Raw genomic sequence first — 22,161 nt, 5'->3', positions numbered from 1 at the left:
TCAATCGATGTAAAGAAATTCGGCGGAGTTCAATAAAACGTGGCAATATTCGGTGAGGCCGTCGGGGGCGGCTTTATCTTTCTGCTCGCCCTTCTCAGCAGGCTGCTCCAGCAGTTTGAGCGAGCTTAATGCCAGCTCCGTCTCGCCAGGGGAAGGGCTGCGTTGAAAAGTCAGCTGATAGGCGGTTTCAATCTGTTTTTCCGGATTGTTACCCGCCTGTTCCCGCACCTGTTTGGCAAACAGGTCGGCGAGGTCATGCACCAGTTTGTTATTCACCAGCAATAACGGTTGTGAGACAACGGTCGAATTTTGACGCACCGTGCAGTTCGGGTTCATCTGCGGCAGATCGAAGACTTCCAGGAACGTGGGCATTTCCTTGCGACGATGACGGACATACACGCTCCGTCGCCATCCCTGTTCGGTTCGCTTCGATGTAACGAGGCCATCAGGTCGGACTTCCACAGCGGCAGGTGTTCCGAATCGGGTTTCATCGAGCTGACCGGCGGTGAAGATCAACGAGTCGCGGAGTTCTTCTGCTTCCAGCCGACGCAGGGGCATTCGAGAGAGAAGCCGGTTTTCGGGATCCGACTTCTCGTGTTCCGGCGTGATCGCCGACGACTGCCGATAGGCTTGCGACGTCATGATCAGGCGGTGCAGCTTTTTAAAGTGCCAGCCCTGCTTCACAAAATCGACAGACAGCCAATCGAGCAGTTCCGGATGACTGGGCGGCGTTCCCAGCGCACCGAAGTTATCCAGGCTTTTGACAATGCCGGTGCCGAAATGTTTCTTCCAGATCCGATTGACGATCACGCGCGAGGTCAGTGGATGATCGGGCTGTGTCAGCCAGCGGGCAAAAGCCAGGCGGCGGCCCGTTTTTTCGGTTGTCTGTTTGATCGGTTCGACATGGTATGGTGAAATGCCGTCGGCAATCGCAGACGGCGGCCCCGGTTCAACGAGCCGCGTCGGCTGGTTTTCATCGCCCCGGCGATAGATGTAGGTCGGTGAAGGACGGCCGCGATCCCATAAGGCGCGGATCATCTCGGGAGTTTTTAACTTGCCTTTTAATGCTTTCAGTTGCTTGTCGAGTTTTTTCTTTTCTGCCTTCTCCAGTTTTTTGGCTTTGAGTTTCGATTCAACGTCGGCAATCTCTTTTTCGATTGGCGCGTTAAACTTGTCGATGGCCCGTTGTTCTTCTTCGGGAATGATCGTCAACAAGCGACTGCGGGCCCGCTTCCACTGATTGCTAAACGGTTGCGGCGTCATCCAGTCGTATTCGTCGTAGGCCCCTTTGAAGATGGCCATCACACGGTAATAATCGCGTTGCGGAATCGGATCGTATTTGTGACTGTGACAACGGGCACAGTTCATGGTTAAGCCGAACACACTGCGGAAGAGGACATCGATTTCGTCTGAGATAACTTCCATCCGATCGGAAACACGGTTCACCGGATTGGCCGAAGTCCCATCCGGGGCCATGCGAAGGAAGCCAGTCGCAACCAGTTTTTCGATCACTTCCGGTGTGGCACTGTTCGGAGCCGCATAATCGACGAGTTCATCGCCCGCCAGTTGTTCGGTCAGAAACTCATCGTAAGGTTTATCCTCGTCGAACGAGCGGATCACATAATCACGATAACGATAAGCGTATTTGCGGATCAGGTCCGCACTGCGTTTGCCTTCGGAGTCGGCATAGCCGGCCAGATCCAGCCAGAACCGACCCCACTTCTCGGCGTAACGGGGAGATTCGAGGAGTCGGTCAATCAATGTTTCATAGGCGTGGTCACTCTTATCGTCGAGAAACGCACTGACTTCTTCCGGTGTCGGGGGCAGTCCTGTTAACGCGAACGTGGCGCGGCGGATGAGCGTGCGTTTGTCTGCTTCGGGAGAATAGGAAAGATTCTGTGCTTCCAGTTTTCGGAGCAGAAAGGCATCGATCGGATTTTTGACTAACTCCGCATGCTGCACCGTGGGAGGCGTCACCTGTTGCGGCGGTTGGAAAGACCAGAACTGACGGTCTTCTTTGGAAACCAGCGGGTCCTGGGCCAGGTTGATTTCCGCGGATTCGTTGACTTCGTTGAGCCCCTCTGCAATCCAGCTTTTGAGAGTGGTCAGCTCTTCGGCTGTCATCGGTTCAATGCCGGCACGGCTGATTTCCGCTTTGGGAGGACAGGTTTTTTCGACAATGTATTTGATCAGCAGACTTTTGTCCGGTTTACCCTTAATGACGGCTGTTCCGGCTTCGCCCCCTTTGAGCATCTTGGCTTTCGAACGTATGTCAAGGCCCCCTTCCTGGTATTCGGGGCCGTGACACATGGCACAGCGACGATACAGAATCGGCAGCACATCATGTTGTGAAAGGGCAGCCGTAGTTGTCGGTTGTGGTTTCTCTTTGAAGTGTAAACCGGATTGAATCCACTGATGAATGGTTTTCAGTTCCTGTTTTGATAACGGCGGCGAACCTTCGGGAGGCATCGCACCATCGTGCAGGTATTCATACAGCAGACTTTCGTCCGGCTTGCCTGCGACCAGTCCTGCGCCCGACTCGCCCCCTTTCAGGAGACCTGCGGGAGAACTCAAATCGAACTCGGCTTTGCGATTTTTCTCGCTGTGACATTTCACACAGTGCTTTTGAAAAATTGGCAGGACTTCGTCTTCATAGATGATATGAGCAGAAGATTTCGCGGTTGCCTCGGCTGAGAACACGAGTGATGGTACATTGAGAAAGACCATCAGACAGTTCAGCAGCAAGCAAAATAATATACGCCGGGAAACGACCATTACTGAATGTTTCTCGTCATTTGAGGATGGAACAGGCGGGAATGGTAACCGGTCTGGATTACCAAGGGACTCTTGCTGGTATCGACTCCAAACAGGGGATGGTGTTCCTGTTTTCGGAAGAAAGCTTATTATAACCGAAAACGCATCAGTAAAGTCAAGCGCGTTGGGAGATCTTACCAGAATTGCAGCGTTTTGGTTGTCGCCCCTGTTTTGCCTTGTTTGCACAATATGCAGAATCGGCACAAAGGGATGATAAATTCACAATCTTGTTGACTCTCAAATTTGAGGAAATTAGGATTGAGTTCAGTTGGAGGGGAGCGGATTCCCGCTGTTTCAATTTTCATTTTTCAGGAACCAGTTTGATGATCAGATCGCAAATCATGAAAGCAGGCGTCGGTATCGTGACGCTCTTGCTGTTGCTCACCGGAGGCCAGACGATACAGGCTGGTGTGACCAAAGATGCGGCGAGTAAGTATCTCGATAACGTGCAAAAAGGAAATCCCGGTTTTAAATCGGTGGGCAAGATTACCTTTGGACCCGGCGGATTGCTGGTGGTGGCGGACCCTGCGAAAGCGACAATTACAGTCATTGATACTCACGATGTTGGACCTCTGAAGAAGCTGGAAAAAAAGATCCCGAAAATTGATGTTGCGGCTGCCGCCAGTATGGGTGTCGAACCCGAGCAGCTGGTGATCGCCGACATGGCCGTCAATTCAGAGAGCGGCAACGTGTATCTTTCGGTACGTCGCAAGACCGACGGACAGCCGGCGATTCTGGTGATTGATGCGCAAGGCAAAGTGAAGAACTTTGATCTCAACGAAGTCGATTATATTCAGGTCGCTTTGCCCGGTGGTAAAGATTCGAAGATCCGCAACATCACCGGTGTGGCACTTGCCAGTGATCGTCTGCTGGCGGCAGCACAATCGAACGAAGAGTTCGCCAACAAAATTTATTCCATTCCCCTGCCGTTGACACATGGTACGTCGGCTGATATCTACAGTGCCGAAACCTACCATGTGGCGCATCGCAAATGGGAAACGAGAGCGCCGATTCAATCCTTCGTGCCCTATTCCAATAAAGGCAAGAACTATATTGTCGGTGCATTTTCCTGCACGCCGATTGCCAAGTTCCCGCTGGATGAACTGCAGTCAGGCAGCAAAGTCAAAGGAACGAGCGTGGTCGAACTCGGTTCGGGCAATCGTCCGCTGGACATGCTGACCTATGAAAGTGACGGCAAGGAATGGCTGCTGACCAACACGTTCCGCTTCCACTGGGAAAAGAGCATGTACGGCCCGAGTAAGTGGTGGGGCGTGCGTGTGAATATGGACTACCTTGATGCGGAAGACGTCAACGAGGAAGCGGCCCGCCGCAATGTGAAGAAAAATGCGGGGCCGGACGGCATTGAAATTGTCGAGCAGCTTTCTGGTGCAGTCCACATTGACAAACTGCAGAAGAAAGAAATCATGGTCCTGCGTGATAACGAAGGGCACCTCGATCTGGAAATCACCGAACTGCCGTAAGTGATTTTTTCGCGTAAATTCCAGGCTCTTTTCTGTTCTGTCCAAGGAGCAGGAAAGAGCCTGTTTTGATAGTACTTTTTGAAAAGTGAGCGGCACGGCGCTAGCCGCCGGTAATGGGGAAACAAACCGATCGTTCGTACCGGTGGCTAGCGCCATTCCGCTTACAGGTAGTGAAACTCATGGCAAATCTGCACGCGTTTCTTGTGTCGAGACCGCTCTCATATGCGTTGCTGTTCCTGTTTGGAATGGTCATCTTGATAGAACAAACTCAGGCTGCCGGTGCACCGGATAATAAACTGTTTCAACTCTCCATTGAAGCAAATGAAAACGATCCGCGGCATTGTCTGTTCGTGGTGACCGCTGCGGAGGAACGACTCTGGACAACACTCAAAAATGCAGACGAGGAACAGTTCCAGCGGGTACTTTCACTGAAACGGGATTCACAATCCGCTGCGAAGCTGCCGGCGATGCTGGGGCGTTATCAAATCAAAGACCGACGTCTGGAATTCAGACCCGCGTTTCCCCTGGTGCGGGGCGGTCGTTATCAGATCACCTTTGATCCTGCTGCCTTGAAAGTGACAACGAATGACAAGCTGCAACGCTTAACAAAAACGGTTGCCATTCCCCTACCCGATTCCAAGCCGCCGCGTGTCACCGCCGTCTATCCTTCGAGCAAACGTCTGCCCGCGAATCATCTGAAATTCTATATTCAGTTTTCGGAACCGATGCAACAGGGAGAGATTTTCGAATATTTTTCGCTGTATAACAAAACGCAAAAAAAGTTTGTACCCCGCCCGTTTCGACATACGGAACTCTGGTCGCCCGATGGTAAGCGATTAACACTCTGGTTTCATCCCGGTCGGCAGAAAGTGGGTGTGAATCTAAATGTGGAGTTGGGCGCAATTTTGAACGAGGGGCAGGAATACGAATTGCGGATCAGCCCGAAATGGGCCGCGCTGTCGGGACATCCGCTGGGGACAGAGGTGAAAAAAACATTTACCGCGGTCGCCATGGATGAGCGTCAGCCAGATTTCTACAAATGGAAGTTGAATCAACCCACGATCGGAACGCGTGAGCCATTGGTTTATGAATTCGATGAGTCCCTCGATTACGCGCTACTCTTGAGCCAGTTGGCCGTAGCTGATTTCAACGGAAAGCCGGTTCCGGGAAAAATCGAAGTAGCGGAGAACGAAACCATCTGGCGCTTCATCCCCGATTTACCGTGGCAGGCAGGCCGTTATCAACTGGCGGTAGGCACGGTGATTGAAGATCTGGCGGGCAACAGCATTGTGCGGCCTTTTGCCATCGATCTTTCCCAACAACAGAAGCCATCGAAGTCGGTCGGCGAATTCGTGACACTTCCCTTTTCCATCAAATAAGAACTCTCTTTATCTAAAAGGTTCACAGATGTTGCGCTCTGTATTCGTATTATTTTTTCTCTGCTTGTGCTTACCTGCGAATTACGCTGCCGAAAAAACCAACATCGTGTTTATTCTGGCGGATGACCTCGGCTGGAAAGATCTGGCCTGTTATGGAGGCACTCTGGCCGAGACGCCGCACCTGGATCAGCTGGCGTCGGAAGGGATGAAATTTACCAACGCCTATTCCCCGGCCCCGATCTGCTCGGCTTCGCGGGCAGCGATTCTGACGGGAAAAACTCCCGCGCGACTGCATTTTGAATTTGTGACAAAACCCACTGGCGTTGATCCGCCGTTTCGCCAGTTGCAGCCGCCCGCATATACGCGGGATCTGCCTTTAAAAGAAGTGACTCTGGGCGAGATGCTGCAGCAGGCAGACTATGCGACCGGCTTTTTCGGTAAATGGCATGTCAGCGAACATTTTAAAGGTTATCTGGGGTGGAGCCCGACGCACGGCCCTAAACAACAGGGTTTTCAGACGGCCGTCGAAACATTCGGCAGCCATCCCTATGCGAAGAAGTTTGACTGGAAACCCGGTGATTTCAAACCAGACACATTTCCGCCGGACGCGGTGACCGACAGTGCGATTGCCTTTCTGAAACAAAAACGTGAGGAACCGTTTTTTCTGTATCTGTCTTACTTCCACGTGCATACGCCCGTTCGTTCGCCCACGGACTGGTTGGTTGAAAAATACAGAGACAAAGCAGCCGCTGGTCCGGGCGATGCGAAACGCCGCACACATTACGGCGCGTTCATTGAAACGCTGGATCATTACGTCGGTCAGGTTTTAGCGGCGCTGGACGAACGCGGCTTGCGCGATTCCACATTGATTGTTTTCACCTCTGATAACGGCGGCCATCCCGAATACGCAGACAACGGTCCTTTGCGCGGGAGCAAATGGAACTTATATGAAGCAGGCATTCGAGTGCCATTCGTGGTGCGTTGGCCGAAGCACGTTCAGGCTGGAAGCATCTGTACGAAACCGGTGAGTGGCATCGATCTGTTTCCCACGTTTTGCGAAGTGGCAGGCGGAAACTGTTCCCAGCTGAATCTGGACGGCAAAAGCCTGGTACCTTTGTGCGAAGGGAAATCAGCAAACTGGCCCACCCGCGCCCTGACCTGGCATTTCCCCTATTATCATCCCGAAAAGGGCTACAAAAAAGCGAAAGAGACCATCGGCGTGAATGACTTCGCGGTCAGCAAGACACGACCAGTGTCGGCGATTCGCGTGGGGGACTCGAAGCTGCTGCAGTTTTACGAGTCGAGAAAACGAGAGCTCTACGATTTGCGCAGTGATCCGGGGGAACAGCACGACTTGAGCAACAGCCAACCTGATCGCACGGCGCATCTGGGCGCACAACTGAAACAAATGCTGCAGGATATGGACGCGCGGTATCCAACGGACCCATTTACGGATCAGCCCAAAACGAATTAACCGAGTTCCGCAATCGGACCGGAAGGGCCTTCGACCAGTGGTGTGGGACGTCCGCCCGGTTTGATCCAGTGGCCGTAGGGATCAATGCCCAGTTTCTTGAACACGGTCGCACCAAGGTCTCCGGGGCCGAGCCGACGTTCGGCAATTTCACCGCCGCGCCGATCAGTGGCACCGATCACCTGACCGCCGGGTACGCCAGCACCTGCAGCCAGCATGGACATGACCGGAGTCCAGTGACCACGGCCGTTGGTTTTGGTAATCACGGGGCCACGACCGAATTCGCCGAGGACCAGGACCAATGTTGAATCGAGCAGACCCCGTTCTTCAAGATCGCTGATCAGGGTGGTGATGCCGTGATCAAGGACAGGCAGCATCGGTTTGAGCCCTTTGACTATGCCGCCCCATTTCACTTCATCGCCGTGATGATCCCAATGGCCCCAGGCATCGCTCATCGTAATGAAGGTCACGCCGGCTTCCACCAAGCGACGAGCCAGCAATGATTTTTGCCCGAACGAATGGCTGCCATATTTTTCGCGGACCTTTTCCGGTTCCTGCTTCACGTCGAAGGCGGTGGCGACATTGCCGGAAAGGACCATGTCGTAGGCTTCCTGCACATAACGATCCTGCAGGGAGAGTTCGGGCGAGAGCTCAGTATGTTTTCGCAGTTGATCGAATTGACGGCGTAGTGCGTCGCGGTCTGTCAGACGGGAGGAAGTCACTCCAGCGGGCATGCCAAACTTGCCTGCGGCTTTCACGCCGTCGAGTGGTTCGTAGCGATGGCCCAGATGACCGGCGCCATAAATATCTGCGCCCATGCTGTCAGCCAGTGCGACAAAGCCGGGCATACCAGGAACATTCGGTCCACGAAATTTGGCAGCGACCGAACCCATTGAGGGATAACCGCCGCCGTCTCGGTTGTCGTTGGTGCGGCGTGATTTGGGGTTGGCAGCCTGGAAGGTGGTTGGCGTATGATTGCTGGCGGTGGCATCCATCGAACGAATGATGGCGAACTTGTCCATCATCGCGGCCTGCTTCGGCATGTGTTCGCAGATATCGATACCGTTCACGGAGGTCGAAATCGGATTAAACGGGCCACGAATTTCTTTCGGTGCCTGTGGTTTCAAGTCCCACATATCCAGTTGGCTCGGTCCGCCTGAGAGCCAGATCATGATGACCGACTTCGCTTGAACTTTTTGATTGATTTGTGCCTGCGGTGCGGCCGTCGCCTGTTGCTTGAGTAATTCCGGCAACGTCAATCCTGCCATACCGGCCATGCCCATCTGCAGGAACCAGCGACGGCTGCCGCTGCGAATCAGATCGGAACCGGGGGCGAAGGCAGAGAAGGAACTTCCACTCTGGTGATGTCTTCCATGTGGATTATTGGGGAACGTTTTTGGTTGGGACATCCGAATTCTCCCATATCTCAAATCGAGGAATCGATTGTTAATTAGGATTAGATAGAAAGCAGTGATGCAAATAAAAAATCACGTCTCTCTCATTCCTGTGTGGTGAGCAGCTCAGGCAGGAACCTTCATATGCATCAGCATACACAAATATAATCGGATAGAACAACGTGAACCTGCCCTTAATTATTAAGAAAATTCACAAATCTGTCCATATGACCATTTCTCAGTCCGGTTATGCCGTCAATTTGAGGAGTTTAATGGCGTTTTCACGGTAAATCTTTGAGAGAACCGCATCAGGGAGTTCGAGTTTTTCGAAGAGTTCAAACTGGGGAACTGCCTGTCCGGGAGCAAGATAATCGGTGCCAAACAGAATACGATCCTGACGTCGAATCAGAAATTCGGTGCCGAATGCGAGGTCGCGGGAGATCGAATTGGCGCCGGAACCTGCGGAAAGATCGCCGTAGATGTTGGGGTAGCGGCTCATCAGATCGTCAATCGCGCCGCCCGGTTTGACTTTGGATTTGGGATAGCCGCCCAGTTCTTTGGGCGTGAGTCCACCGGAGATCGAAGCCCACCAGCCGGGGCCGTGGCCGATGAAATTTAGTTCGGGGAATGTCTTCAAGGCATTCTCTAATCGCTTGAGACCGGGCACATCTTTGCCGCGAATGTTATCGATATGAAACAGCAGCGGGATGCTAACTTCCTGGCAGGCTTCGTAAACGCGCATCATCAGCGGGTCGTCGAAATTGAGACCGACCTTGTGTTCGCCGAAACCTTTCGCCCCCTGATCGACCCAGGCCTGAATCATGCTGACAAGTGCTTTGACTGAGCCGGCGTGCGTGGTGCGTGGATCAACGGAGCAGAAGGGAATCAAACGGTCGGGATGCTGCTTCGCCGCCGCTAATACGGATTCGGTTGTCTGCAGATATTTAGTGGACTCGGGTGAAGTCAGTGGCAAGACGACCGATTTCTCGATCTGATGTTCGTCCATCCAACTGATTAATGCTTCGGGGGACAGATTCTTTTTCGGGTCAGTATACGTGCCGATGTGCGTGTGGACATCGATGATCCCGGTGCCCGCTTTGATGTTTGGTTTGGCGGCGTTGAGGCTACGGGCAGACCATTGACCGGCGGCACAACCAAGGCCGGCGAGGAGCATTGATTTCGAAAATTCGCGTCGTGATAGATTCATGATGCATTCCTGAGGAGAGCAGTTTGAAGGAAGGTTCACTTCTGGCGCACCTTCCATTCAAAACAACTGTTCCAGGAATTACAAGGCCGGTTTCCGATTTAGCGGGGAACGCGGCGGCGGTTTTCGAATTTGACCTGCTTGACCCCTTTGGGTTTCTGATTCGCCTGTTCAATGCGTTTGTGCAGATGATGGGCTAACCGTTTGCGGAGCTGTGCGGTTGCCGGATCATTGCCCAGATTCTTCATTTCTACCGTGTCAGTTTCATGATCATAGAGTTCAACCCCCTGCTCTCCTTTGTCGCCCCATTCTGTATAACGGTAGCGCGGCGTGCGTATGCTATAGCCGTTCGCATACTGTGTTAACGCGGATTCGCGGGACGCGGTGGCAGCGTCTTTCAGCGTGGGAACCTGACTGACGCCGGAAGTTGAAGCGGGGGCTTTCAACGCACAGAGCTCAGCCAATGTAGGATAAAAGTCGACCATTTCTGCAGGCGAGAGCGCCGTCTGCCCTTTGGCGGTGACACCGGGACCGGCGATAATCATCGGCACGCGGGCCGCGTTTTCAAAGAGCGTTGTCTTCTGCCAGTGACCGTGCTCGCCCATGTGATAGCCGTGATCAGAGGTGAAAACGATGATCGTATTGTCGTCGAGCCCAGTCTGTTTGAGCGTTTCCAGGATCTTTCCCAGTTGGGCATCGGCGAAGGTGATCGAAGCGTAATACGCCTGGATGGCCTGCCGAGACAGATTATCGGGAAGTTTGATCTGATTCTTTTTGCGGGTGACTGATTGACGGGCCGGCTTGGGAATCGTCTCCAGATAACCTTCCGGAATTTGGGGCACTTTGATCTGGTCGGTAGGATACATCTCGAAATAATTTTTGGGCGCCACATAGGGAGTGTGCGGTCGATAGAGGCCGACGGCGAGGAAGAACGGTTGTTTCTTCCTGGCGAATTGTTTGAGTTGTTCAACAGCAATGTCAGCGGCGATGCCGTCGGTCTGTTCTTCATCGGTTCCATCGGCGGCCAGCCAACTGAGTGTGCCGCCAAAGCTGCCGGGAGTCAGGCTGAAAATTTTGTCTTCATCATCGACATCACGACCGCGGGGATTGAAGGTTTGATTCCAGGAATAGGGATCATCGTGTCCGCCGGTGCCGATGTGTTTGGGTACATTGTAGTGATAAATTTTTCCAACGCGGGTCGCGAAGTAGCCGTTGTTACGAAACATCTGCGACATCGTCTGCACGTTGGGCACATGCTCGCGAATATAAATGGCGTTGCGATGCACGAGCGTCTGGTCGGGGTACATGCCGGTCATGAAGGAAGCCCGGCTCGGCCCACAGAGCGGAAACTGACAGTAAGCGTGTTCAAAGCGAACCCCCTGCTTTGCCAGTTGGTCAATATTAGGAGACTTGACCTGGGGGTGCCCGTAGCAGCCGAGATCGCAGTTTAAATCATCGCAGATCAGAAACAGGACGTTGGTTTTCGCTTCGGCGGCGGAAGCCATGGGCGATGCGCATAAAACGAGCAGTAACAAACAAAATACACGCGTGATAGATCGACCGAGGCTGTGGATCATGAATTCGCTCCGATGAGATTAAGAGACACTCGAATAAGGATGAGACCTATCGTAACAGAGCAATTCACCGATTTCAGCTAAGAATTCGAGGTTCTCAATGAAGTTTTTCAAGAAGCAGTCTAGCGGTGTGCTTTCGAGATGAAGGCTTCCATTACCTTCAGTGTTTCGGGGCTGACGTGATGTTCGATGCCTTCGGTATCAGTGGCAGCGATTTCTTCGCTAACGCCCAGAGCCACCAGAAAGCTGAGGACAATCTCATGGCGGTGACGCGAATGTTTTGCCAGTTTGGCCCCTTTACTGGTTAATTCAACGGGGCTATAAGGCTCGGTTGTCGCATAGCCGTCGCGCTGCAAACGGGCGACCGTGCGATTTACGGTGACATGACTGACGGCAAAATACTCCGCCAGATCTTTGACCCGGCAGACGTCTTGCTCTTCGATAATCTCGGCAATAGCTTCGACATAGTCTTCGGCAATTTCCGTCGCATGATCCACACGCGTGCGTTCATGCTGATTCTTCGGTTTTTTCTTAGCCATCCTGCAGCGCCTTCAGTCTCGATAAGTATTCGCGGGCTAATATCTTACCGAGGTTTCAGACGATTTGACAGTGAACGAAGAACGAAAAAGCGGTGGATACAAATTCAAAGGAGCGGGTCGGCGCCAGCCGCTCACGGTTGGTAGTAGATAATATCATTCTCGCAGAAACAAAAATCCTTCGAACATCTGAAACTCCTTGACTCTACGACAGATCGTAGGTATTACAACATAGATGGTGTAGTTGCTTTTTTAACAGCTTCGAATCATCAAATAGACGGGAACTAACGACATGACCTCGCTCGATCCTTCTCCACTTATCGCTACCCAACGCGAAGTCACCGTCACGGAAGTTCGAGAGATTCTGGAAGCGGATCGAAAACGGGAGCAGCGCGTGGCCGGACTGCTGGATGAACACCGCAGTCGAGTAACGCGTCTGAGTCAACCGGCTCTATTACGCATCGTTGCCGTGTCGATTGGTCTCGTTCTCACGACTGCCTTGGGCACAGTCTCACTGGCGGATACTGAGCTTGTAGGATCAGCTCAGCCAAATGCAACGACGCAGAAATCAGAACAGAATCAACCCAGAAAAACTGACGTATCTGCTAAGCAGGCTGACGGAAATGACAACACAGACGCAACTGCCGTTCCCTTGGATCAACATTTTGTCTATACCGGTCGGGTTGTCAACTCGCAGGGACAACCGGTCGCTGGTACTACCATCAATGTTGTTAATACGAGCAATGAACGTGCAAGCGTGGACTCTGATGGGATTGTTTCGTCTCACAAGTCACTCAATCAAGTTCGCACAAATGCAGATGGCACGTTTCGTGTCGAATTTGATGACTGGTGGACTCGATATCATCGCGAACGCAAGCAACGTCAGCCACAACGCCTTTCCGGTTCCAGCCCTGGTACCATCCTCGTGGTCACAGCACCAGGGCATGCGCCGGAATGGATCTCAACCGTTGATGATCCGCATGACAAACCACTGCAAATTAGACTCAGGAAAAACACGCCAGCGATTCGTGGTCAACTGGTCAATCAGGCTGGCGTGGGAATTGCGGGTCTCAGCGTATCGCTGGTATCACTCTGGTCTGCAGAAGACGGCGCCGTTGATCGCTGGCTGCAGGAGTTGCCCGACCTTCGCAAGCAGGGGCAGTTACCCTCTTACGAAAACAAGATTCTGCAAGACAGCCATCGATCCAGGCAGGGACAGTTTCCCCAAAAAACACACGTCACCGCCAACACTCCCGGCTTCCCCTCGACATTCAAAACAGATCGTGAAGGTCGCTTTGAGATTCCAGACATCGGAAAGGACCGCCTCGCCATTCTGAAAATTGAAGGCCCGGGCGTCACCACGCAGTTGATTGCGGTAGTGACAAGAAAGATGGAACCGGTTCAGGCAAGACCAATCGAAGTTCGCGGCCCCGTTGATGCCACTTACTATGGTGCCGATTTCAGGATGGTAATGGAACCGGATCTGGTCGTCGAAGGTGTTGTTTGTGACCGGGACACCGGTGCACCAATTGCGGCACGCCTCACGGTATTCCGGGTTGTATCCCGTGTTAAGCGACCCGGGTTTCAAATCAATCGTCTTCGCAATCTCGACCTCGACAGTATGACCGATGCCAATGGCAAATACCGTATTGAGGGCCTGCCCCGCAACAGTGAGTTAACTTTGAACGTGATGCCGGAGGGAGATCAGCCCTACTTTAGAACAGAATTTCGCCTTGCAGAGCCTGACGGAGGGCGGGAGCTGATAACACTCGATGTGAAACTTCGTCGCGGAGTGTTGTTTCGCGGCACGCTTACAGAAAAGCAGACGGGAAAACCCATTCCGAATGCCCGGTTTGACTATTTCCCGTTGCGCACAAATCCAAACGCCAGTCAATACCTGCGCTATCAAGGCAACACTTCTTCCAGTGTGCGTCCCATGCGTCAGCGCTTCAAGTCTGCTGAAGATGGATCATTTTCACTGATCGGAATTCCCGGAAAGGGAATTATCGCTGTGCAAATCAACAATCCCGTTTACCCGAGAGGAGCCGGGCTGGAACAATTAAAAGACCTGATCAACAAAAAACGCGGGACATTAAATACATTCGATCATTGTTCCATTACCAGTTATCAACTACTGAAACTGGTCACTGTTCCATCAGGGGCAAGTGAAATGAAAGTGGATTTACAGGCTGACCTGGGAACGGTGAAAGTACCAGCGAAGAAGTAGCACAACTCTGGTGACAGTAAAATGAGCGGGCAATCGCATTCTATGTACAAATAAAAACCTCGGGTTCTCTCAGCAGCTGAGAGAACCCGAGGTTCGTTTAAAACACGCAAATCTGGCTTACGCGGATTTCAGTAAGCTTTCTTCACCGTCGGCATGTATTGTGCCTTCGGTTAACGTCAGGGTTCGTTTGGCGCATTTGGCGGCGGATAAATCGTGGGTCACCATCACGATCGTTCGTCCTTCTGAATTGAATTGCGCCAGAAACTCCATGACCTGATCTTTGGTCGCCGGGTCGAGATTCCCCGTAGGTTCATCGGCCAGAATCATCGACGGATCGTTGGCCAGCATGCGTGCCAGTGCGACGCGCTGTTGCTGACCGACACTCAATTCGGCCGGTTTATGCTGCAGGCGATCTTGCAGCCCGACTTTGTGGAGCAGTTCTTCTGCCTTTTGCTGTTGATACGTCTGATCTTTTTTGGCGAGCAGCATCGGGACTTGCACATTTTCTATCGCCGTTAGATAGGGAATCAGATTGAATGTCTGAAACACAAACCCGATTTTATCTTGACGCAATGCGGCCCGTTTCTCGATCGGCAAATCGTAGACCGATTCACCATCGAGCAGAATGCGCCCTTCTGAAGGAGCCGACATGGCGCCCAGAATGGAGAGCAGCGTTGTTTTTCCACTTCCGCTGGGGCCGATGATGGCGACATAATCACCACTCGGTATTTCCAGGTTCGTGGAATTCAAAGCGACGACTTCGTCCTGCTTTTTGCGATAAATTTTTCTAACGGATTCTAACTGTAACATCGAATCAGACCTCCTTAAAGCAAATACAGGGATCGAGTTTCGCCGCCTGACGTGCCGGAAAATAACTGGCAAGCAGCGTCACCAGGACTGCAGTCCCTGCCGCCACCAGAGCCAGGCTGGGAATGGGCAGGACCGAGACATCGGCAAACGCAGGACCGAGGAACACGGCCAGCAGACTGCCCACGATAAAACCAGTCAAGCCGCCAGCCAGGCCGAGCAATACGGCTTTCGCCAGGAACAGACGCGTGACGAAACGGGGAGTCGCGCCCAATGCCATCAGCGTGCCGATTTCCCGGCGACGCTCGATCACATTCGCAAAGCTGGCACTCGCCATACTTGCTCCGCCGACTGCAATCAGAATTGCCAGAAACAGATACGACAGGTTGGTCATCATGCGATTGATCGAAACCTGTGTCTCAACCACATTCGCGATGGTGACGACCTTCGTACCCGGCAGCAGTGACTGCAGGTCCCCCACCAGTCCGTTAGCGACGTCTTCACAGCAGCCCATCACTTCGATGATGTTCACGACCTGTCCTGATTTAGAGAGTCGTTGGACTGTATGCAGATGTGCAAACACGCGGCTGTCATCGACAGTGCCGGTGGAAGGGAGTACGGTCAGCACGCTGAACTTGTCTCCCAGCAGTTCCAGCGAGTCGCCGGCTTTGAAATTATTGATGGCAGCGAAATCGGAACCGAGAATGACTTCGGACTGATTCAAATGCTGCAGAGCCCGCCGTTCGGCCAGTGCTTCGGGCGCGTCCTGATTTTCGTCAACAACATTGATCTTGGCTTTGCAGCCTTCATGTTTTTTGAAGAGCATACCGCCCCCCGACCAGGCCTTCATCTTCTGAATTTCCGACTGAGGCAAAATCCCGGTCAGAATTACATTCCGGCCATTCAGTTCCGTCGGCGTGCAAAGCTTGGGCGTAATCGCTTCAACGCCGGTCAGCCCCGCGAGTGCGAGTTCGGCGACATGTTCTTCCGGGATCGTTTCCTGGTGCATGTCGGCGGCGTAGTAGTCTTGCAGCGTGACTCCTTTCGGCAGAATGAGCACGTTCGCGCCGAGCTTATCCAGCTTGCCGGCGACTTCTTTTTCCGAAAAAATGGTCACGTTGCGGATGGCCACCAAAGCGGTCACACTCAACACGATCGCCAGCAGGCTGGCAATCATCGCGGTCGGACGCTCACGCAGTTCCTTCCATATGATTGATCTCATGGTCATGAGAGAATCCTCCTTGTATGATGTGCAATGTGATTGATGGCGGGTTATTCTTTACAGTGTTTACAGCCTTCAACGCCACAACCTTTGCCGGCCTTCTGCAACTCGGCGATCAATTGCTGGTGCGTCACATTGCCATTGAACATGCCGACCATCACTCCGGGAGGGGCCATGAAAACGACGGTCGTGTTTTTGTTCTGCTGTGGCACTTCCAGTTCCTGTAGAAACCCAGACTCATTCGACTCGGCTGCAGAGACGGAAACGACTTCGACGATATCCTTATAACAGGGAATCGCTTTGAAATTCTGTACTCCCTGAGGCATTGCCGATTTACTATCCGGGTTCACGCACAGCAGAACCATCTTGCGGCTCTGTAATGTCAGCATGCAACGTGCTTTGGCGGGCGAGACAAACGACTGCTGAATGTAGTCGGCGTTGATTTTTTTCACGAACGAACCGGTGACGGCCCCGTTCGGTGCAATTGCCAGCGTCAACGGCATCGGAGCACGGGAGACGCCGTACTCTTCGACGAGTTTCGCTTCAGCGGGATCATTAGTGTTGACGGCTGCGAAGGTGGTCGTCTCTTTTTTGTTCGCCAGGTTCTGTTGCAGACTGCTCCACATCGCCTTGGTCGCCTCATCCTGATCCTTCCAGAACATGATGAACGTGTATTTGTTCTGTTTTGCTGCAGCGGCCCGCGAGGATTGAACTTTGGTCAGCGAGGCGACGCGTTGGACTTCCTGTGCCGAGCCGATGGTTGTGCTTGTAACAACAATGGCACAGACGATTAAAAACGCGAAAACATTTCGTTGCGACGAATCTGTTTTTAAAAATAGTAACATGAAACAAGACTCCTTCATTTTTGTATGACTGATTTGTATTTATTTCAATTCGAGGTTCTGAGAACCGGCCATGTATGAGCACTGTTTACCTGAGTCGCAACAGCGTTAAAGTCAGGCTATCCCCCCATCGTTCGTGTTTGTTCGCTACGAAGTTCGTGGGACCTGTCTCTTAGTGCAATCTACATACCAACAGAGAAAACAGAAGAGAACGGGCATGCTGTTATGAGCCGATCAGGCAACGGGTAAACGTGCTCATCAAAAGAAAAATCTAAATGCGCAGCGGTACTGTTACAGGCAGACGGGAAGACTCCACGTCACTGTTTTTCGAGGCGGTGGTGAATGCCGAAAGACAGCAGGGATCAACGACGACGTTCAAAGGGACCGTGACGCCACGCAGATGAACGGCTGGCGTTGTCTGGGCAAACACGATCTCGGAAAGATGACAGAAACAGGGGCAATCATGATGTTCGTCATGAGTTTGTGTCAGATCATTTTCACAAGTCGGCTGTGAATGAGCACAGTGTGCGCAACAGGCAGGTGCGGAGACCGTCGCTTCCGATTCACCGTGTGCAGCATGCTCCCTGTCGGCGAATCCATGACCCCAGCAGACGGGGCACGGTTGCAGCAACAGGGCGATCAATAACAGGCGAATCAGCTTCATCTGAATCTCAAACTCAATTCGTGACGACGTGTGCTTTCGTTTTTTTTCCGTGAATCCTTCACCGGAAACTGTGATCAAAGTGACCACAAAACGAATCGGAGTGTATTTGCTTTTTATCGTCCCGCTGACTTCAACACCTTTACAGCAACTTGCTGTTTGAAGGGGGCAATTCCCCTTCGTACTGAAACAAATCGTTTGGATTTTGACCGACTCGCAACCGGCCAAGGCGCCCAGATTACCCAAGCTCAAAGCCAGGGGAGGCCATAAAGAAATCGTGGTCTCATTTCCGTCGGAGACAGCCATTCATGAGGGAAACGGTAAGCGTTCTGCTCAGGGAGATTGCTGAATCTGTTTCAGCAGCGAGGGAATGGGTACCTGATCGGTGGCACTGGGGGCCCGCAGTCCTTTGCGTCCGTAGACGAAGATCACCAAACGCCCCTTACACATGCCTCGATTTTCCCATGCACTGTTGAGTCGGCGTGCTTCTTCCACATTGCCGCAACAGAATGCATAAACAGCGCAGAAGCTGTCGAGGTCGCCCAGGACGAATGGATTCATATAGATTCGCATGAGAGTCGCGTCGACAAATTTTAGTTCTGGAACATCAGTTAATCCAAGCTGGATCACAATTTTCGCAGGCAATATTTCCTTAGGCATGGGCATCGGGAAGCCGTTGTCATACCGCATGAAGTACCAGCCGTCAGGCATTCGTGCGTCGGGCAGCGTGATGATGGCTGACTCGGCTGCGTATTTTCGGATGCGCGCCAGTTCCGAAGGACTCGGATTGAACACCGGCTTCTGATGGGGAAGGATTTCCGGTATGTCGACTGCTGTGTGGGCTTTCTGTTTGGTTTCCGTTGCCCAGATTGCGTTTGCCGTCAGACCTGCCCCCAGTGCGACTGCCAGACTACTGACCGCCAGGAGCGGCAGCCAGGCGGATCGTGGTAATACGAGCCGTACTTTGATAACTCGTCGCAGCAACAGGAGACTGAAGATGAATCCCATGCCGGCTGTCATCACAAGTTGCGAGGGCAGGCCTTTCGGCGGCACTGGTGGTTTGAAGGCAGCCGGCACCTTGACTCTGACACGCGTGCCGTCCTGCGTGTAACGATAAACAACTGGCTCACTCTGTACCGGTCGCTCGGGTAAAATCACTGACTGCAGCATGGCCAATGACAAAAATGCGACAACCCCCGACACCAGACCGCCAATCAAGATGAGGTGATAGCGCCGCGCGACCGGCTTGAAGTCGACACTATCCTCGCTGGAAACAACGTTACTGAATGAAACATCACGATTGTTCCGTTTTCGCCAGCGTTCAATGAGATCCCAGACAACCAGACCGGAGCTGGCGACGAACCAGGACCAGAACAGAACTGCTCCCTTCGAGAAACTGAATGGTTCTTCGCGCGGCACACTCGACAGCCAGCTTACGGCAATGACGATGAAAAAAGAGGCCCCGAGCAGAATCTCCCATAAGGCCCACGGAGGCCACTGTTCGGTCAACTGATCCGCGGCAGTCAGCGATTGGTTGCGCAGCGTCCAGATGCGCCAGGCAAGCCGCACCGCAAGCGTCAGAAACAGTGTGGCCATCAATCCAAATGCCACAACAAAACCGGGTCTTGTCGAGAATTTTGCGGGATCCTTTAAAGCCACAAGACCGAACGTAATCCCGACATAAGTCAACACAAACAGTCGCTGTTTCCAGTTGGCTGGAGGAATCGTCCAGGTCCAGCGTCGGAAGGGATACATTGGATGAGCGGCGTAATCGCGGCCGAAGGCCTGCGCTCGAAAGAGTTCACGGAGCCAGGCCGGCGGTCGCATTAACAGGGCGATCCCGATAACCACAAACAATAGCAGAACCCAGCCTTTCAGAAACAGAAACAACCATACGTTACCGGCAATCGCTCCGAGTGTGACAGCAAACGGAAGCAGCCCCCCTGGCGTGGACTTGGCAACCGTCACGCCCACCCCGCCAATTCCAATTTTCGCCAGGGATGCAGTGAGCGAAGCCGACGCAGCCTGGGCAGAATTTTCTCCGAAGAACGACGTCACAGCCGCGATGGTCGTCATCACACCAAAGCTCCGGAGTCGGTTACGAACCTGTTCTATACCACGTTGCAGCCGACGCGACATTGTCGCCTGAGTCACCCCCAGTTGTTCTGCCACCTGTTGCTGTGTCTTGCCTTGCAGATAGTGCAGGACAATGGGCAATCGCAGATCGTCGCCTAACCCATTCAAGGCCCGGTCTATGAGTGGCTGCATTTCGCTCCACTCGGACGATTCCGTCATGATGACCGAAGAATTTGCTGCGACTTGTTCCCGGTGTGTTCTCCGCTTGCGCGACCGAACAATGTTTAACGATCGACTTGTCGCCGATGCGTGCAGCCATCCGGCAATGTTCTCTCGCACCATGTACGCTTTGCGGGCGAGTTCCAGAAAACACTCCTGACACAGATCTTCCGCCGTGTGCTTGTCGCCCGTCACGCGCAGACCGATACGGTAGACCATTCCCGCATACCGGTCTATCAGTTCCCGGAATGCGGCTGGATCGCCGTCTTGACAGTATCGATGCAGCAAAATTTCGTCTGTCGTCATTTCGTGTTTCCTCAGGTAGTGCGTCTGTATTAAACCTCTCTTAACAGATGACACCACCGACTACGAAAATATGCGGTAAGATTGTTACAATGACAGAAAAAGAGACGAATTGCCACCTAAATGCCTCGAAGAGCGGCACTCCCAAAATGCACAGAATGACGGTATAATGTGTTGAACAGGGAGTCATTTTTCTGTTCCTACCAGAGCGAGCTGTTTTTATTTCGTCTGACAGCAATGCGAGTGCCTGTTTAACACTTCGCAATCACAGAAAGGTTTTCTGGATGACAAATACGCTGGCACTGGAATTTGAATCTGCGTTTTCTATCAGGCAGGAAGCCGAGGGGCTGTCTGAGCCGTCGGGGTTGGCGCTGGCGCCCGATGGTCGCCTCTGGACGGTTTGCGATGAGAGCCGCAAACTCTTTTGCATCGACAGACGGGGGCAGGTTGTATCGACACTGGATATCGACAATGCAGGACTGGAAGGCATCACCTTCGATGCGGAAGGACGCGTCTGGGTAGTCGATGAAGATGCCACCCGGATCATTGTTTATGCCCCGCAGACCGGAGAGAAAATTGCCGCGCGGAAACTGAAAAAACTGGCAGGGTATTGCGCCGTCGCCGCCGATTTTAAAGGGCACAAAAACAAAGGCCTCGAGGGGATGACCTTTGACCCGCTACGCTCTGAAATATTGCTGTTGAAGCAGGCGAGTCCGGGTTTACTGATTGCAATCACATCCCAGATGGACCGGATCACCGCCATTGATCGCCTGGACGAACGAAGTGGATTTACCGCAGAGAACGTGAAATCAAAAAAGCTCCATTTTTCAGGCATGTGCTATGATGCGGCCCGCGATCTGTTCTGGATCGTGAGTGACAAAGCAGAGCGTATTTTCACCTTTGATCGCCGCCGTGGAACGGTGGTTCAGAGCCTCGCATTGAAGAATACACAAACGGGCGACACCATTCATGATGCGGAAGGAATCGCCGTCGATGTGGAGGCGCAACGGCTCTTTGTGGTCAGCGATACCAGGGCCGAACTGTATGTGTTTCGAGTTGTGTCGATGTGATTGTCGGAATACAGGTTTTCTGTCATACTCAAACTATCTTTAAGTAACGACACCTTTCGTTCTCACGGCATCAGATCAGAACAAAGGCTTGCAACTGAATGATAATTCAGAAAACAAAACAATGGTGAAACTCGAATGTAAGACTCTTATTCTGGACTTAGATGGAACAATTAGTGACCCTAGTTTAGGGATCATAAATTGTATTAATCATGCATTGGAGACACACGGATTGCCTACCGTATCTGGCGATTTAATCAAACAGGAGATTGGTCCTCCATTAGATAAAACGTTCATCAATTTGTCGCCAGGGGCGACACCATCCGAAGTGAGCAAGCTTATCACTACCTTTCGAGAACGATATTCCGATATTGGATATTCTGAAAACATTTTATACGCTGGCATTCCTGCTGTAATTGACCAACTGAGTAATGCCCATGTCACTCTTGGTGTTTGTACCGGAAAGCGTAAAGATTTTGCCGAAAGAATATTATCTCTATTTGGGTTACTGGAATATTTTGCCTTTGTTGATGGAGGTGATATTGGTGTAACCAAGAGTTCCCAATTAGCAGGCCTACTGAAATCAAAAGCCATCGATAAACAGGCAGTGATGGTAGGTGACAGATCGATTGATATTACGTCAGCGCAAGAAAATGGACTTCGATCCATTGGCGTTTTATGGGGGTTTGGAGATTACGAGGAGTTATCCCAAGCCTCACCGGCTTGTATTCTGGAAAAAGTGGATGAACTTCCTGGAGTCGTGACCTAGAGCGCATCACATTTTACCATAGCGTGTCTCAATCTAATAGACTCGGTCCAAATGGTCTTGGAGACGCTACAGTAAAACTGGATACAGTCTCGCAATCGCAATTTTCATCTGGCAC

The 22,161-nt window shown here is 52.3% G+C and carries 16 protein-coding genes; 6 read left to right on the top strand and 10 right to left on the bottom strand.

Going from position 1 to position 22,161, the window contains the following annotated elements; all coding sequences use genetic code 11:
• Positions 1–2,727: a PSD1 and planctomycete cytochrome C domain-containing protein gene (locus Enr17x_RS25880; RefSeq protein WP_198000810.1), complete on the bottom strand. Its 2,727-nt coding sequence runs from the start codon at positions 2,725–2,727 to the stop codon at positions 1–3.
• 410 nt (positions 2,728–3,137) lie between these two features.
• On the opposite strand from Enr17x_RS25880, the gene Enr17x_RS25875 reads away from it, so the two are divergent.
• The 3 genes from Enr17x_RS25875 to Enr17x_RS25865 all read left to right on the top strand — a co-directional run bounded on the left by Enr17x_RS25875 (position 3,138) and on the right by Enr17x_RS25865 (position 7,148).
• Positions 3,138–4,295, top strand: coding sequence for a hypothetical protein (locus Enr17x_RS25875; RefSeq protein ID WP_145312781.1), 1,158 nt, complete (start codon positions 3,138–3,140; stop codon positions 4,293–4,295).
• Between the two features lie 179 nt (positions 4,296–4,474).
• Positions 4,475–5,674, top strand: a complete 1,200-nt coding sequence (locus Enr17x_RS25870) for an Ig-like domain-containing protein (RefSeq protein WP_145312779.1) — start codon at positions 4,475–4,477, stop codon at positions 5,672–5,674.
• A gap of 28 nt (positions 5,675–5,702) precedes the next feature.
• Entirely contained in the window at positions 5,703–7,148 is a 1,446-nt protein-coding gene (locus Enr17x_RS25865; protein ID WP_145312777.1) for a sulfatase, read from the top strand.
• On the opposite strand, the gene Enr17x_RS25860 is transcribed toward Enr17x_RS25865, so the two are convergent.
• The 4 genes from Enr17x_RS25860 to mntR form a co-directional block, all read right to left on the bottom strand.
• Positions 7,145–8,554: a DUF1501 domain-containing protein gene (locus Enr17x_RS25860; protein WP_145312775.1), complete on the bottom strand. Its 1,410-nt coding sequence runs from the start codon at positions 8,552–8,554 to the stop codon at positions 7,145–7,147. The genes Enr17x_RS25865 and Enr17x_RS25860 overlap by 4 nt on opposite strands.
• A 232-nt stretch (positions 8,555–8,786) precedes the next feature.
• Positions 8,787–9,746 carry an amidohydrolase family protein gene (locus Enr17x_RS25855; RefSeq protein ID WP_145312773.1) on the bottom strand — a complete coding sequence of 320 codons (960 nt, stop codon included), beginning with the start codon at positions 9,744–9,746 and terminating at the stop codon, positions 8,787–8,789.
• Positions 9,747–9,844: 98 nt separating this feature from the next.
• Positions 9,845–11,320 (bottom strand): sulfatase, encoded by a 1,476-nt coding sequence (locus Enr17x_RS25850; protein ID WP_145312771.1) that lies wholly within the window; start codon positions 11,318–11,320, stop codon positions 9,845–9,847.
• A 119-nt stretch (positions 11,321–11,439) separates the two neighbouring features.
• Positions 11,440–11,856 carry a manganese-binding transcriptional regulator MntR gene (gene mntR / locus Enr17x_RS25845; RefSeq protein WP_145312769.1) on the bottom strand — a complete coding sequence of 139 codons (417 nt, stop codon included), beginning with the start codon at positions 11,854–11,856 and terminating at the stop codon, positions 11,440–11,442.
• A gap of 289 nt (positions 11,857–12,145) precedes the next feature.
• Here mntR and Enr17x_RS25840 point away from each other — a divergent pair, with 289 nt between their 5' ends.
• On the top strand, positions 12,146–14,080 hold the full coding sequence (locus Enr17x_RS25840; RefSeq protein WP_145312767.1) for a carboxypeptidase-like regulatory domain-containing protein: 1,935 nt from the start codon (positions 12,146–12,148) through the stop codon (positions 14,078–14,080).
• 117 nt (positions 14,081–14,197) lie between these two features.
• On the opposite strand, the gene Enr17x_RS25835 is transcribed toward Enr17x_RS25840, so the two are convergent.
• From Enr17x_RS25835 to Enr17x_RS25815, 5 genes are all read right to left on the bottom strand, one after another.
• Positions 14,198–14,890, bottom strand: coding sequence for an ABC transporter ATP-binding protein (locus tag Enr17x_RS25835; RefSeq protein WP_145312765.1), 693 nt, complete (start codon positions 14,888–14,890; stop codon positions 14,198–14,200).
• A 4-nt stretch (positions 14,891–14,894) separates the two neighbouring features.
• The gene (locus Enr17x_RS25830) at positions 14,895–16,115 is read right to left on the bottom strand and encodes an ABC transporter permease (RefSeq protein ID WP_145312763.1); all 1,221 of its coding nucleotides are present in this window, start codon (positions 16,113–16,115) and stop codon (positions 14,895–14,897) included.
• A gap of 44 nt (positions 16,116–16,159) precedes the next feature.
• Positions 16,160–16,954: a hypothetical protein gene (locus Enr17x_RS25825; protein ID WP_145312761.1), complete on the bottom strand. Its 795-nt coding sequence runs from the start codon at positions 16,952–16,954 to the stop codon at positions 16,160–16,162.
• A gap of 268 nt (positions 16,955–17,222) precedes the next feature.
• The gene (locus Enr17x_RS25820; RefSeq protein WP_145312759.1) at positions 17,223–17,918 is read right to left on the bottom strand and encodes a hypothetical protein; all 696 of its coding nucleotides are present in this window, start codon (positions 17,916–17,918) and stop codon (positions 17,223–17,225) included.
• Positions 17,919–17,945: 27 nt separating this feature from the next.
• Positions 17,946–20,213, bottom strand: coding sequence for an RNA polymerase sigma factor (locus tag Enr17x_RS25815; protein ID WP_145312757.1), 2,268 nt, complete (start codon positions 20,211–20,213; stop codon positions 17,946–17,948).
• Positions 20,214–20,494: 281 nt separating this feature from the next.
• Between Enr17x_RS25815 and Enr17x_RS25810 the strand changes: the two genes are divergently transcribed.
• Both Enr17x_RS25810 and Enr17x_RS25805 read left to right on the top strand, forming a co-directional pair.
• Positions 20,495–21,280 (top strand): SdiA-regulated domain-containing protein, encoded by a 786-nt coding sequence (locus Enr17x_RS25810; protein ID WP_145312755.1) that lies wholly within the window; start codon positions 20,495–20,497, stop codon positions 21,278–21,280.
• 88 nt (positions 21,281–21,368) lie between these two features.
• Entirely contained in the window at positions 21,369–22,046 is a 678-nt protein-coding gene (locus tag Enr17x_RS25805) for an HAD family hydrolase (RefSeq protein ID WP_145312753.1), read from the top strand.
• Positions 22,047–22,161 lie beyond the last annotated feature (115 nt).

Origin of the sequence: Gimesia fumaroli (genome assembly GCF_007754425.1) — a bacterium.
Taxonomy (GTDB): domain Bacteria; phylum Planctomycetota; class Planctomycetia; order Planctomycetales; family Planctomycetaceae; genus Gimesia; species Gimesia fumaroli.
Note: the sequence above shows the minus strand (reverse complement) of the source record. Positions and strands in the feature narration are given on the sequence as shown.